The sequence below is a fragment of the Hydrogenophaga sp. genome (assembly GCF_031426985.1).
Classification (GTDB): domain Bacteria; phylum Pseudomonadota; class Gammaproteobacteria; order Burkholderiales; family Burkholderiaceae_C; genus Hydrogenophaga.
Map to the genome: position 1 here is coordinate 45,905 of NZ_JASJOY010000177.1, position 14,629 is coordinate 60,533.

At 65.7% G+C, this 14,629-nt stretch carries 8 protein-coding genes; 4 read left to right on the top strand and 4 right to left on the bottom strand.

Annotated features, from left to right (window positions below):
- Nucleotides 1–17: 17 nt before the first annotated feature.
- Both RMP09_RS18995 and RMP09_RS19000 read right to left on the bottom strand, forming a co-directional pair.
- Nucleotides 18–2,210: an O-antigen ligase family protein gene (locus RMP09_RS18995; RefSeq protein ID WP_310567541.1), complete on the bottom strand. Its 2,193-nt coding sequence runs from the start codon at nucleotides 2,208–2,210 to the stop codon at nucleotides 18–20.
- Nucleotides 2,211–2,446: 236 nt separating this feature from the next.
- Nucleotides 2,447–3,310, bottom strand: coding sequence for a YbgC/FadM family acyl-CoA thioesterase (locus RMP09_RS19000; RefSeq protein WP_310567542.1), 864 nt, complete (start codon nucleotides 3,308–3,310; stop codon nucleotides 2,447–2,449).
- Between the two features lie 148 nt (nucleotides 3,311–3,458).
- Between RMP09_RS19000 and tssI the strand changes: the two genes are divergently transcribed.
- Nucleotides 3,459–9,920, top strand: coding sequence for a type VI secretion system tip protein TssI/VgrG (tssI, locus tag RMP09_RS19005; RefSeq protein ID WP_310567543.1), 6,462 nt, complete (start codon nucleotides 3,459–3,461; stop codon nucleotides 9,918–9,920).
- 318 nt (nucleotides 9,921–10,238) lie between these two features.
- Complete coding sequence (locus tag RMP09_RS19010) at nucleotides 10,239–10,736, top strand: pentapeptide repeat-containing protein (protein WP_310567544.1); 498 nt, start codon at nucleotides 10,239–10,241, stop codon at nucleotides 10,734–10,736.
- 44 nt (nucleotides 10,737–10,780) lie between these two features.
- On the opposite strand, the gene RMP09_RS19015 is transcribed toward RMP09_RS19010, so the two are convergent.
- Complete coding sequence (locus tag RMP09_RS19015) at nucleotides 10,781–11,761, bottom strand: alpha/beta hydrolase (protein WP_310567545.1); 981 nt, start codon at nucleotides 11,759–11,761, stop codon at nucleotides 10,781–10,783.
- Nucleotides 11,762–11,874: 113 nt separating this feature from the next.
- Here RMP09_RS19015 and RMP09_RS19020 point away from each other — a divergent pair, with 113 nt between their 5' ends.
- Nucleotides 11,875–13,011 (top strand): iron-containing alcohol dehydrogenase, encoded by a 1,137-nt coding sequence (locus tag RMP09_RS19020; RefSeq protein WP_310567546.1) that lies wholly within the window; start codon nucleotides 11,875–11,877, stop codon nucleotides 13,009–13,011.
- A 105-nt stretch (nucleotides 13,012–13,116) separates the two neighbouring features.
- Nucleotides 13,117–13,431 carry a DUF3817 domain-containing protein gene (locus tag RMP09_RS19025; RefSeq protein ID WP_310567547.1) on the top strand — a complete coding sequence of 105 codons (315 nt, stop codon included), beginning with the start codon at nucleotides 13,117–13,119 and terminating at the stop codon, nucleotides 13,429–13,431.
- 3 nt (nucleotides 13,432–13,434) lie between these two features.
- Here RMP09_RS19025 and RMP09_RS19030 read toward each other — a convergent pair whose 3' ends face one another.
- The gene (locus RMP09_RS19030) at nucleotides 13,435–14,514 is read right to left on the bottom strand and encodes a patatin-like phospholipase family protein (protein ID WP_310567548.1); all 1,080 of its coding nucleotides are present in this window, start codon (nucleotides 14,512–14,514) and stop codon (nucleotides 13,435–13,437) included.
- Nucleotides 14,515–14,629 lie beyond the last annotated feature (115 nt).

Sequence of the window (14,629 nt, forward strand, 5' to 3'; positions counted from 1 at the left end):
GGCGTGGTCGGGTCAGATCACTTCTGCAGCTGCGGCCACAGGCCCTGCGGAATGCCGTTGAGCATGGTCTGGCGTTGCCCCGCCGGCGTGGCGGCCAGGGCGGCGCGGAAGTGCTCCAGCGCCTTGTTCACATTGCCTTTGCCGATCCAGGCGTTGCCGATCTTGGCGTCGCCGTCGGCCCGGGTGTCCGGCCAACCCTTGGTGCGCAGTTCGACGGACTTGATCGCCAGGTCCCAGTCCTGGGCCCGCATGGCCAGCACGAAGCCGGTGTTGACCATGTCGTAGTCGTACTTGCCGGCGTTGATGTCCTCACGGGCGATCGCCAGTGCCTTGGCCTCGTTGCCGTTGCGGCTGAGCAGGATCACCTCCAGCGAGCGCACCGAGGGCGCGCTGCGCTGGATTTTCTTGGCGCGTTCGAGCATGGCCATGGCCTTGTCCGGCTCGCCCATCTGGGCGTAGCCGCGCGCCACGTTGGTCATGATGGCGGCCACGTACGGGCGCGAGCCCAGCACCGACTCCCAGACCCAGACCGCGTTCTTCCAGTCGCCCCACTTGGCCAGCTCGTCGGCCACCATGGGCGTGATCTTGCGGTAGTGCGGGTTGATCGCGATACCCTCCTCGATCAGGCCGAGCATCTCGTCGCGTTGCGGAATCCACTTGGGGTTGTTGTAGTCGCCCGACTGGCTGACCAGCAGGGCCAGCTTGGTGGCGCGCACGATCAGGCTTTCGCTGGCCGCGGCCTGCTGGGTGATGAAGCTCGCCAGCGCCAGGCAGCCCACGGCGGTGACCGCCGCCACCTGCGAAAACACCGGCTTCCACGGCAGCCGCGTGGCCGCGGTCCAACCGCGCTGCGCCAGGCGCGCATCCGACGCGGCCAGGATGGCCAGGAACAAGGCAAACAATGCGCCAGTGCTGGCCATGCGCCAGGGGAAGCCCGCGTTGCTGACGATCAGGAAAGCCATCAGCCCGGCCAGCGTGACCGCGCGCAACAGCCCTTCTTCCTGCTCATCGGGCCCCTTGAGCCACCAGGTGCGCCAGGTGGCGCGCAGCAGGTAGGCCACCAGCGCCAGCAGGAAGATCCAGCCCACCAGCCCGTACTCGGCCAGCAGCTGCAGGATTTCGTTGTGCACGTAGTAGTCGGTTTCCAGCTGCGAGCCTTCGTCCTGGTAGAGCGGGATGTCCACTTCCCAGGCGCCGGCGCCCACGCCGGTCAGCGGGCGCTGCTGGATGATGCGGCCGGTGGCCTTCCACATGACCCAGCGCACCGAGAACGAGCGCTCGGTGTATTCCTCGGTCTGCGTCATCGACTTGGCGCGCAGGAAACTGCGTTCCAGTGCGTTCATGCCCTTGCCTTCGACCACGTGCTCTTCAATCAGCTTGGCGTTGCCGGTGTTGATGAGGCCCAGCCCCAGCACGCTGATGAGCAACACCCCGGCCGCCAGGATGCGCGTGCCCGAATCCCAGCTTTTGAAAGCCAGCTGCCCGCGAAAGCGCCACAGGACGACCGGTGTGACCACCGCCAGCGCCAGCAGTGCCAGCAGCGCCGAGCGCGTGCCGGTCATGAACATGGCCACCAGGTTGAAGCCCAGCGAAAACGCCAGCAGCGCCACCGTGGCGCTGTTGCGGGCGCGCACCAGCAGCCAGACCGAGAACGGCAGCGTGCAGACCAGGAACTCGGCGAAGAAGTTGCGGTTGACGAAGGTGGACGCCGGGTTGGGCCCTTGCGGGAAGAAGGCCATGTCGGTCCAGAACTGCAGCGCAGTCCAGAGCGCCGCGACGAAGGCGCCGGTATGGATGCCCCAGGCCAGCAGGGGCATGCGTTCGCGGTCCAGCGTGTTCAGGCCCAGCCAGACGATGAGCGTGAAGATGAACCAGCGGATGGCTTCCACCCCGGCCAGGTAGGTGTGCGACCAGACCATGCTGCCCAGCGCGTACAGCGTCAGCATCAGGGGCAGCCAGACCAGGGCGTGCCAGCGCAGGGCCGTGTCGCGGTTGCGCTGGTTCCAGAAGAAGAACAGCGCGGCGGCCAGCACGGCGAACGACACGACGATGGACTTGAGCGTGTCCTGCAGCATCAGTTCGTTGGGCACGCCCAGGGCCGGCGCCAGGAACATCATCAGCGCCAGCAGGGCCACGGTCCAGTCGCCCTTGAGCACCTCGGTGGGCAGGGGCAGGCTGGCTGCGCGCGCGGGTGCGGCCGGACTGCGCACGGTCTGTCTGGCCGCGGGTGGCGGTGCAACAGGGGCCGGACGGGGGGTGGGGGTTGCGCCGCCAGCGGGCGGTGCATTGCGCTTTTTCTTGGCCATGGGAGAGCGGGTCGGCGGACAGCAACGGGGGCCGGGTGCGCGGTGCTCACGGCCAGGGGTACTCGCCGACATGGCGAGTACAAAAGACCGCTATTGTCGCTTGACTGAAGCGGCTCGCCGGCCACTGCGCGGCACGGCGGTCACAGCACCGTGACCATCTCCACATGGCTCACGCCCGCCTCCACGAACGGCTCGCCCCGGCGTTGCCAGCCCAGGCGGTCGTAGAAGCCTTCGGCGCTGCGCTGGGCGTGCAGCATCAGCTCGCGGTCGCCACGGGCGCGGGCGGCCTCGGTCAGGGCCAGCAGCAACTGCCGCCCCACCCCGCCGCCCCGCAACACGCGGTGCACCGCCAGCCGGCCGACCTGCGCGCGACCGGCCTGGGCGGGCAGCAGGCGCCCGGTGGCCACGGCCTGGCCCAGGCGGTTGTAGGCCACGGCGTGCAGCGCCTGCTCATCGGCCGCGTCCTGCTCCAGGTCTTTGGGGATGCCCTGCTCCTGCACGAACACCTCGGCGCGGATGCGCCGGGCGTCGGCGCCCAGCCCGGTCCAGCGGCCGACCTTCATGTCCACCATCGCCTCGCCCGCTTCGTAGCCCAGCAGCACCTCGCGCAGCGCCTGCGGCACGGGTTTGGAGGTCTGGGTGGCCGGATCGGCGAACACATAGACGATCTCGCCCGAAATCAGGTGCTGATCGCCGCGGAAGATGGCACCGGTGAAGGTCATGGACGAGGTGCCGATGCGGCTGCACTTCATGGCCACCTCGATCTGGTCGTCCACCCGCGCCGAGGCGTGGAACTCCACCGTCGCCTTGACCACGTACAGGTCGCCCTCCAGGCTGTCCATGGCTTCCTGGTACGGCAGCGCCAGTGCCCGCCAGTAGTCGGCGATGGCGGTGTCGAAGTACATGAGGTAGTGGGCGTTGAAGACGATCTTCTGCATGTCCACCTCGGCCCAGCGCACGCGCAGGCGGTGAAAGAAGCGGAAGTCGGCGCGGTTGTGCGTCATCTTGGGTGTCCTGGTGATGGGGGGATCGGGCCAGAGCATGCCACCGCTTCAGATCACGTGATAAATTAACACCAACGAATTACTGATGCCGACGTTTGGGCTCCGCATGGGCGGCGCCCATCCGATCGCGGAACAGGGAGGAACACACATGGGCAGCATCCGCGAGGCCGTGCAGTCGCTGCACGCCCTTATCAATGACCAGCGCCAGGCACGGCGCATCCTGAAACTGTCCTTCCCCAAGGACGATGGCCCGGCGGCCACATTGCTGGTCGCCAACAAGCTCGACGCGCACGAAGGCCTGAGCCGCGACTTCCGCTACACGGTGGAGATCCTGTCCGACCGCTCGGACATTCCGCTCAAGGACGTGCTGGGCAAGATGATGAGCATCGAACTGGCCCGAACCGACGGCGGCCAGCGCTGGTTCAACGGTTACGTCTTCGACTTCCGTTTCATCAAAAACGACGCCGGTTTCACCTATTACCAGGCCGAGCTGCGCCCGTGGATGGCGTTTCTGCGCTATCGCCAGGACAACTACCTCTTCCACGGCAAAACGGTGGAAGAACAGACCGCCCTGATCTTCGGGGACTATGTGCAGGCCGACTGGCGGGTGCGTGACCTGGGCGCCGACCCGGTGATGACCGACGCCTGCCAGTTCGACGAGAGCGATCACAACTACCTGCACCGCCGCTGGGAGGCGATGGGCTGGCACTACGGGTACGAACACCGCAAAGACGGTCACACCCTGGTGCTCAGCGGTGACAGCACGGCCTGCGACCCCATCGATGGCAGCGGTTGCGACATCGCCTGGCAGGGCGACAACGGTGTGCGCAAAGCCGGCATGCTCAACTTCGCGCCGGTGCGGCAGATCGCGTCGACCCAATACGCGGCCAGCAGTTTCGATTTCAAGCGACCGAACCCGCTGAAGGCCGACCTGCCCACCCTGAACGAACAGGGCCTGCCCCCGACCCTGACCAGTGCGCTGGAGGTGTACGAGTACGCCGGCGCCTATGGCGTCAAGGACGAGATCGACGGCGACGACTTCGTGCGCCTGCGCATGCAGGAGATCGAGGCGGCGGCCAAGCACTTTGAAGGCTCGGGCGACGACGACCGGGTGCAACCGGGCCGCATGTTCAGGCTGACCGGGCATCGGGATTTTTCGCTGCTGGACCAGGGCGAGGACGAGGCCGACTTCCTGATCACGGAAGTTCACCACCTGGCCAGCAACAACTACGCGGCGGGTGCGGCCACGCCGTCCGAATACAGCCACCAGCTGCGCTGCCTGCGCAAGAAGATCCCGTGGCACCCGGGGCGCGGCTTTTCCAGCACCGAACCCAAGATCTACGGCCTGCAGACCGCGCTGGTGGTGGGCCCGGCGGGCGAAGAGATCCACACCGACGAGTACGGCCGCGTGCGCGTGCAGTTCCACTGGGACCGCGAAGGCGCCTACAACGAAAAATCCTCCGCCTGGGTGCGGGTGGCCTCGACCTGGGCGGGCAGCAACTTCGGCTTCGTCGCCATCCCGCGCATCGGGCAAGAAGTGCTGGTGCAATTCCTCGACGGCAACCCGGACCGCCCGCTGATCACCGGCCGCGTCTACAACCAGGACAACATGCCGCCCTGGGACCTGCCGGCCAACAAGACCCAGACTGGCTTGCTCAGCCGCTCCAGCCAGGGCGGCGGTTATGACAACGCGAACGCGCTGCGCTTTGAGGACAAGAAAGGCCAGGAAGAAGTCTGGCTGCACGCCGAGAAGGACCAGCGCATCGAGGTCGAGCACTGCGAAAACCACAGCGTGGGCGTGGACCGCAGCAAAAGCATCGGGAACAACGAAACGGTGAGCGTCGGCAACAACCGCAGCGAAAGCGTGGGGGTTGACGAGAGCATCAACATCGGCAACAACCGCACCGAATCGGTTGGCGTCAATGAAACCATCCACGTGGGCGTCAACCGCAGAGAATCGGTGGGCGTCAATGAGAGCGTGAGCGTTGGCGTAGCGCGCAGCCTGAGTGTGGGTGTGAGCGACAGCACCTCGGTGGGGGTGAGCCAGAGCACGAGTGTGGGCAAGAAGCAGTCCAACTCGGTGGGCAAGATGCGCACCGAAACCATCGGCCTGCTGCACATGCAGAACGTGGGGCTGATGCACATGCAGAGCACCGGCATGGTCGGCACCTCCAGCGTGGGCCTGTACCGAAGCGATTCGGCCGGCATGAACTGGAGCCAGAGCGCCGGCGAGAAGATGACGCTGACGGTGGGAGATACCTACAGCATCAGTTGCGGAGCGTCGTCGCTGACCATGAAGTCCGACGGCACGATCACCTTGACGGGCACCGAGGTCACGGTCAACGGCGGGGGCAGCGCCAGCACCTGGAACGCCAACTGTATCGGTCACGTGACCACCGGGCAGTGGATCGAATTCGCGGCCAGCCACAGCATGGTGGGGCCCGCCTCCAAGGGAGGCGAGGGAGCCGACTCGGACGGCAGGAGCGGCAGTGGCCAGATGTGCACAAAGGAATCCGCGAACAGCCAAAGTACTTGCGGCAGCATCTCTTTCTCGACCGGAGCAGAGCGCATCACGCACACCGACTTTTCGCTGCCCGCCCCCATGCCACTGACCTGGAGCCGCACCTACTGCTCCACCCACGTGGCCAACGACGATGCGACCCTGGGTGCCCGCTGGACCAACCGGTACACCACGCGCATCGCCCCAATCGACCCGAGCCAGGCCATTGCCACCGATCCAGCCATTCAGCACCTGCTGGTGCTGCGCTACCACGCGGCGGACGGCCGCAGCCACGACCTGCCCCTGCCCAGCGTGGGCGCCGAGTACTTTGATGCCGTCGAGAAGCTCACTCTCAAGCGCCTGTCGGCCGATCTGCTGCAGATCGCCATGGGACCGGACTGGCGGGAAACCTACGAACGTGCGGCGTTGCCGGCCATGGACACCGCAACGGACGCGCCGACCGCCCACCGCTGGCGACTGGTTCGGCTGGAGGAGTCGGCCGGCAAGCTCATGCAGTTGTATTACGCCGCGCCCGAGCTAGACGAAGCGCCGGCCGATGGCGTGATCGCCGCTATGGACGCGGTCTGGCCCAGACCGCTCGCGTCGGCCGAGGCGAATGGCGATCACCTGAGCGACGTCATCAGCTTCCAGGGTCAGGGCGCCAGCGCCCGGCCCCTGGCCCATGTGCGCCTGCGCTACAACGCCCGGGGCAAGATCGGCTCGCTCTGGCAGGTGCAGGTGGACGCGTCCACCGCATCCGACGCCAACCCGCAGGACGACCTGACCCCCGGCGTGGACAGCATGAGCGCCCAGCTGCTGGGCCTGATCGGTGACCTGCCCCATGACCAGCACAAGGCCACCGAGCTGACGCGTTGCCTGGCCTGCTACGGCCATGGCGAACACGGCGACCTGATCTGGGCGTTGAGCGAAGACCACGTGCCCACGCTCACGGCAGAGGGACTGGACAGCGCTGAAGGAGCCGAAACGATCAAGGCTGCGCTGGACAACGCGTGGCACTACGGCTACCAGGACCACCTGCTCACCCGCTACACCGACCGCACCGGGTGCGGCATGAACCTGGAATACAGCGGCCCCCTGCCCCCGCACGGGCTGCCGCGCGCGGTGCGCGAATGGGCCGACGACGGCAGCTTTGCCGCCACCATCGCCTGGACCGAAGGCACGGGAACCGTCAAAGCGGTCGACGCCCTGGGCCATGACACCACCTACGTCTTTGACCGCCTGGGCTTCACCCAGCGCATCGTTCACCCCGACGGCAGCACGGAACGCTTTGTGCGCGACCGCGCCCACAACGTGGTCGAACACCACCAGGTGGACGGCGCCATCGTGCGCCAGCAGTTCGACGAAGGCGGGCGCCTGATCGGCAAGACATCGCCCGGCGGCACCCGCACCCGCCAGCACTTTGACGCACAAGGCCGGCTGACCTTGCTGGAAGATGCGCTGGGCCGACTCTGGCGGCGTGAGTACAACCAGCAAGGCCTGATGGTGAGCAGCACCGACCCGCTGGGCCGGGTCACCCGCTACGAATACGACACCAAGGGCCAACTGGGCGCGCTGATCGACGCCAAGGGCGGGCGCAAGACCTTTGCCTACACCGACCAAGGCCAGCGGGCCAGCCACACCGATTGCTCGGGCAAGACCACCCGCATGGCATACGACGATGCCGGGCGGCTGCAAAGCGTGACCGACGCCGCTGGTGGCCAGACCCTTTACACCTATGACCGAGGCCAGGTCAGCGCCATCACCCACCCCGACGGAGGGTGCGTGACCTACGAGCGCGATGCCGAAGGCCGCCTGATCAGACAAACCGATCCCAACGGCCACAGCACCGAACACCGCTACGGCCCATCCGGCCAGCTCATCGAGCAACGCAACGCCCTGGGCAACAGTCTGCGCTTCGAATGGGACAAGAACGGCCGCCTGACCACGCTGGTCAACGAAAACCAGGCCCGCTACCACTTCACCTACGACGCCGCCGGGCGGCTGACGCAAGAGACCGACTTCGATGGCCAGGAAACCCGCTACCAGTACGACAAAGGCCGACTGATCGCGTCCCATACCGTTGGGCTGACGACCACCTACGGGTACGACGCCGATGGCCGCATGACCCAGCGCAGCGCCAGCGAGATCGACGACAAGGGCCAACCGGTACTCAGCAGCAGCCTGAGCGAACACTTCCAGTACGACGCACTGGGCCGCATGACCTGGGCCAAGAACGCCGACAGCCGGGTGCAGTTCCTGTACGACGAGGTGGGCAACCTGAGCCAGGAAGTCTGCCATTACGACTTCCTGCGCAACGGCCTGAGCATGGTCTGGCGCCATGAGTACGACGAACTGGGCAACCGCATCTGCACCACCCGGCCCGATGGCGAGAAGCTGCACTGGCTGGTCTACGGCAGCGGCCACGTGCACGGACTGGTCTGGGAACGGCCACAGCAAGGCAACGAAACACCTGAACGCATCGAACTGCTGGGCTACGAACGCGACGACCTGCACCGCGCCATCCGCCGCACGCAAGGCAATGGCCTGCAGCAGACCCTCAAGCTCGACCCTGTCGGCCGCATGCTGGAACAGACAGTCACCACCATGCGCAGCGCAGCGGGCGAAGCGCACCTGCACGGCAACGGTGCATCGGTCGCCAAACCGCTGATCCATCGCCGCTACAGCTACGACGCGGCCGGCCTACTCGGGGCTATCGACGACCAGTTGCGCGGGCGCACCGAATACCGCTACGACGAAACGGGCCGCTTGGTGCGGGCGCACCACGGACTGCCGCTGGACGGCGTACAGGCGCCCAATGCCCTGTCGCTGCTCGAACAGTTCGCCTTCGACCCAGCGGGCAACCTGCTGGGCAACAGCGCCAAACCCAACGACCACGAACTGAAATACCTGCAACGCGTGGTCGACAACCGCTTGCCCTCGTTCGTGCAGAAGGACGCCGACGGCACCGAACAGACCGTGCACTACCAGTACGACGCGCGTGGCCAGCGCATCGGCAAAGGCGTCACAAAAGGCGAGCGAAACGGCGTCTGGGACACCGAATACCGCTGGAACGTGTTCGGGCGTCTGGCCGGCGTGAGGACGCGAACGCTGCAGGCCCAGTACCAGTACGACCCGCTGGGGCGACGCCTGGGCAAGACGGTGCATGTCAACGGCACGTTCCGCGATGCGCAGGAGCAGCAACGGGCTGATGCTTCACTGGGGTATGGGCAGACCATTTTCAGCTGGGAGGGTGACCTGCTTAGCCTAGAGATCACGGAACACACAGGATTGATCCATAACCTGTACGAAATCGGCGGCTTTGTGCCAGCGGTGCAGATTCAAAAGCAGTCCTGGAACCCCCTAACAGCTCAACCCCACTTTGTTCAATGCGACCATCTGGGCACGCCGCAAGAGATAACAGATGGAAATGGCTTGAAAATATGGGCGGCAGAATTAAAAGCATTCGGCCAACTCAATAAATTGGATTCAAATTCAGGCAACATAAAGACGCATGAACTGCAGTTGAAGCAAAAAATTCAATTCCAGGGGCAGTACCTTGATGGCGAAGTCAATCTTCACTACAATCTGAATCGATATTTCGATCCGCAATCCGGGAATTACTTGAGCAAAGACCCAATAGGATTAAATGGAGATTCAAATTTATTTTCCTATGCGAGCGGGAGCCCAGTCAACCATATTGACCCATTGGGCTTGGTTAGCTTTGTGGGCCAAGTGGGAGGATCTTGGGTTCCCGGTGTAGGAGCTGAAGGTAATCTTGGAGCCTTTCTTACGCTCTACAAGGGCAGAGTCGATTTTGGGTTCTACTCTCAAGGCGGGCTATCAGTCGGAGCACAGAGTCCGGGGCTCTCCGGACAGGTGGGTTTAATTAAAGGTGATGTCAATACTATTCGTGGTGTCACCAAGAATTTTAATGTCGCCGCACCACTCCTTTGTGGAACCGCGATGACCACAGATAAGAATGAATTGCTTGGTGCAACTATTGGTGGAGGCGCAAAACTAGGCGGATCCATGACCTATTCAGACACGGGCGCATGGAGTGCAAGCGAAGCTCTAGGAAGAATGTTTGATAAGTACCTGGGGAAACCATAAGGGTAGTCATATGCCTCCACTCAAAAAATACCGACTTATATTTCTTCTTTTCTTTTTAACGGGATTTATTTTTATTTACTTAAGTCTTTATATTCATGAGGCGTTCCTGCTATTGCTGGCGGTTAATCTGATTTTCTGGAGTTGGCAAGCAAAGAAGGTGTGCTGCATTAACTGCAAATCCGCCATAGCCCCAGAAATCGGATCATCTTCACTTGAGATACTTCGAAGCCTAAATCAAACCAAATGCAGACATTGCAATGCAAAGTTAAACTGATTCATGAGTTTTAATGAAATAGCCCATAGAACACAGTCAAGCGCATGCCAGCAAAAATTCTGATCCAAGACCACGCCCTATGGCGCCAAGGCGCTGGTGGCGCGCAGGCCGGTGTGGCCGGCATGAGCGATGCCAGCAGCTACACCGGGCTGGATCTGGGGCTCATCACCATTTCTGACACCACGTTCACCGGCTCAGGGTTCACGCAGATCAACTTTGAACTGGCGCAGATCAGCGCCAGCCGGTTCTTAGGCTGCCAGTTCATCGACTGCGATTTCAGCCAGGCGAGCATTAGTGGCAGTCAGTTCCAGACCTGCACCTTCACGCGCTGCAAGTTCCCCCGCTCCCACCTGAGCAGCTCCGTGTTCAGCCGGTGCGCATTCCAGGACGTGGTATTCGAGCAAGGCCACTGGCATGACATCAAGCTCGCCGAATGCCAGGGCGATCAGGTCAATGCCAAGCAACTCACCGGCAAGGGTGTGAGCTTTCTGGGCACGTCGTTCAAGACGGCTTTCTTTGACGGCTGCAACCTGGTGCCCTGAGGCCACACGCACCCACCGGCCAGGCGCAGCCGATCAGCACAGCGTCAAACGAACGCTTCGCGCAGGGCCCGGGCCGCATCGTTGTGACAGGTCTGCGCTGGCGCAATGGCCCGCCCGAACTGGATGAACCCGTGCACCACGCCCGGGTAGATCTCCAGGTCCACCGGCACGCCCGCCATGCGCAGGCGGTCGGCGTAGGCCACGCCTTCGTCCACCAGCGGGTCGCATTCGGCCAGGCCGATCCAGGCCGGGGCGACGCCTTCCAGGTCGCGCACATGGCCTGAGGCGTCCACGCCGTCCAGCGGGGCAAAGCGCCAGTCGTTGCGGTCTTGCGGGCCGCTCAGGTAGTGGTTGAAGAAGTAGTTCACGTGCGCTTCTTCGAGCAAGAAGCCTTTGGCGAAGGTCTTGTGGCTGGGGGTGTTCTGGTGGCCCGCCGTGCCGGGGTAGAACAGCAGTTGCAGCATCAGCGGCCAGCCCGCGTCTCGGGCGCTGATGGCGGTGACCGATGCGAGTGTGCCGCCCGCGCTGTCGCCGCCGACCGCGATTTTTGACCCATCCAGCTTCAAGGCCGCAGCGTTCTCGCGGAGCCAGGCCAGGCTGTCCCAGGCATCGTGCACCGCCGTCGGAAACTTCCATTCCGGCGCCAGCCGGTAGTCCACCGACACCACGGCGCAATGGGCCAGGTGCGCCAGGTGGCGGCACAGCGGTTCGTGGGTGGCGACGCTGCCGATGGTGAAGCCGCCGCCGTGGAAGTACAGCAGCACCGGCAAGGGGTGATCCGACGCCGGGGCGAACAGCCGGGCCTTGAGCGTGTGGCCGTCACGGGCCGCAAAGCTCCGGTCTTCCACGCGGGGCAGTTTGTGGGGCGGGATGTCCAGCACGCCGGCCCCCGCTTCGTACGCCAGCCGCGCCTGCGCGGGCGACAGCGCGTGCATGGGCACGTGGCCGGCACGTTCGATGCGGTCGAGCACGCCGCGCATGGCGGGGCTCAGGAGGGCTCGGGGGTTCGGGTGGTGCGAGGACATGGGCCGGCATTGTGGCTGTCTTTTGTGCGACCCGCTGCCCGCTGCGCGACCTTGGTCCGCAAGCCCCGCGCCCGTATAGTTTTCGCCATTCCCCCCAACGAGCGAGACAAGCCATGGCGCAGATCCTGTACATCACCAACATCCTGATCGACTTCGGCGCATTGGCCCAACTGCCGGCCGAGTGTGAACGCGCCGGCATCCGCCGCCCGCTGATCGTGACCGATGCCGGGGTCAAGGCCGTGGGCCTGCTCGACAAGGCCCTGGCCGCCCTGCCCGGCTGGCAGTCCGCGGTGTTCGACCAGACGCCCAGCAACCCGACCGAAGCCGCCGTGCGCGCGGCCGTGGCCATTTACAAAGCGCAAGGCTGCGACGGCCTGATCGCGCTCGGCGGGGGCAGCGCGATCGACTGCGCCAAGGGCGTGGCCATCGCCGCCACGCACGAAGGCCCGCTCAAGACCTACGCCACCATCGAAGGCGGCTCGCCCAAGATCACGCCCGCCGTGCCGCCGCTGATCGCCATTCCCACCACGGCCGGCACCGGCAGCGAGGTGGCACGCGGCGCCATCGTCATCGTGGACGACGGCCGCAAGCTGGGCTTTCACAGCTGGCACCTGGTGCCCAAGACCGCCCTGCTCGACCCCGAGCTGACGCTGGGCCTGCCGCCGCTGCTGACCGCGGCCACTGGCATGGACGCCATTGCCCACTGCATGGAAACCTTCATGGCCGCGCCCTTCAACCCGCCGGCCGATGGCATCGCGCTCGACGGTCTGCAGCGCGGCTGGGCCCACATCGAACGCGCCACCACCCACGGACAGGACCGCGAGGCCCGCCTGAACATGATGAGCGCCAGCATGCAGGGCGCCATGGCCTTCCAGAAGGGCCTGGGCTGCGTGCACAGCCTGAGCCACAGCCTGGGCGGCGTGAACCCGCGCCTGCACCACGGCACGCTCAACGCCATGTTCCTGCCCGCCGTCATCGCCTTCAACGCCAGCGCCGAAAGCGTGCAGAAAGACCGCCGCCTGGAGCGCATGGCGCAGGCCATGGGGCTGGGCAGCGCGGCCGATCTGGGCCCAGCCATCCGCGACATGAACGCCCGCCTGGGCCTGCCCAGCGGGCTGGCCGCCATGGGCGTGACGCCCGACCTGTTCGACAAGGTCATCGAAGGCGCGCTGGCCGACCACTGCCACAAGACCAACCCGCGCATCGCCAGCGTGGACGACTACCGCGCGATGCTCGACGCGTCGATGTGAGCGCGGCGGCGCTCGCGGGACCTTGACCGAACGCATGGCCGTGGCCCCGGCGGCCGTGCCACACTCGCGCCCTTTGCCCACGGGCGCTGCGGCGCCCCGCCTGCCATGTCCGCCTCCCTCAACACCCTCACCCGCCTGCGCTGGGCCTCGCTGGCCGAAGGCGCCACCTTGCTCCTGCTGGTGGGCGTGGCCGTGCCGCTCAAGCGGCTGGCCGGCCTGCCCGAATTCGTCTCCGTGATCGGCCCCATCCATGGCGGGGCCTTCCTGGTCTATGTCGGGCTGGTGCTGGCGGCGCAGGGCCGTGGCCTGTGGACCGCGGGCGAAACCACCCAACTGCTGCTGGCCGCCATCGTGCCCTTGGGCGCGTTCATGGTCGGTGGCCTGTTCCGCCGCAAGCGGGTGGCGCTGGCCACCCGCTGACGCTCAGAGCGCCTCGATCCGTCCCGGGTCCGGCCGCTCCAGCCACTGCGCAAACTCGTCGGCCAGCTGCCGGCTGGCGCCCACTGCGGCGTTCCACGCCTGCATGCGCGCGGCCAGGTTGGGGCCGTAGTGGGTGAAGTCGTTGCGGTCGGGCAGCTTGGCGTTGGGCAGGGTCCTGACCCAGTCCGGGTCGGGCGCCAGCACCAGCATGCTGTCCAGCGCCGGCGTGGCGCGGTGACGGTGCTTCCAGACCTTGTCCAGCCAGCCGGGCACCACCGCCTTTTGAAAGTGCGGGTAGAGCACGACCGGGGACGCGGCCGCGGGCTGGTAGCGCAGGTGCATGTGGTAATCGGTGATGCCGCCGTCCCAGTAGACGCCGGGTGGCGCGCCGGCAATGCCGTGCACCGGGCGCAGCACAAACGGAATCGAGCAACTGGCCTGCAGCGCGTCCATGAAGTTGGCGTCAGACAGGGCCACACGCCGGGTGCGAAAGTCGGACGTGGCGAACGGCAGGTCCGCGGCACCGGGGGATGAAAACACCACGCGGTCCAGCCAGGCGCCCAGTGCCTTGCGGTGCAGCGCGTTGGCCGCAAACGCGCCGGCGTAGCCCAGTGGCGTGCGCACGGCGCCCTCGCGCCCCAGAATGTGCCGCCCGTGCGAGGTGACGATGTGCAGCCGGTAGCGCGGGTGGTGCAGCACTTCGCCGATGCGCCCACCGTAGAAGCGCTGCAGGTTCTGGCCGAACTGTTCGCTCACCTGCGTGGCCGACGGGCGCTTCTGCCCCGGCGGCAGCTCGTAGTGCTGGGCGATGTAGTCGCGCTCCAGCCGTTCGAAAGCGGCTTCGCTCTGGTTCAGGCAGGCCGTGGCCATGCGCCAGGCCCCGATGGAGGCGCCCACCAGATCCACCGCCTGGTCGGACTGTGGCAACCAGTGCCCAAAAATGAAGCGGTCCAGCGGACCGAGGATCAGCCCCTTGGGGCCCCCCGCCGCGGCGGGGACGATGCCCACGTCCTGCGGGCGCAGACCCTGCTGCTGGATGTGGCGCCGGGCGACGGGGCCGGCATAAAGACGCAGTGCTTGCATAGGGCTGCGATTGTGGCGCAGCGACCGCAGCGACCCGCGCAGCGGCGGAGCGTGGGGACGACGTTTCGTCGCAGGGCCGCCCCAAGGCGAAACAGCCCCCGTGGGGGGGGGGGCA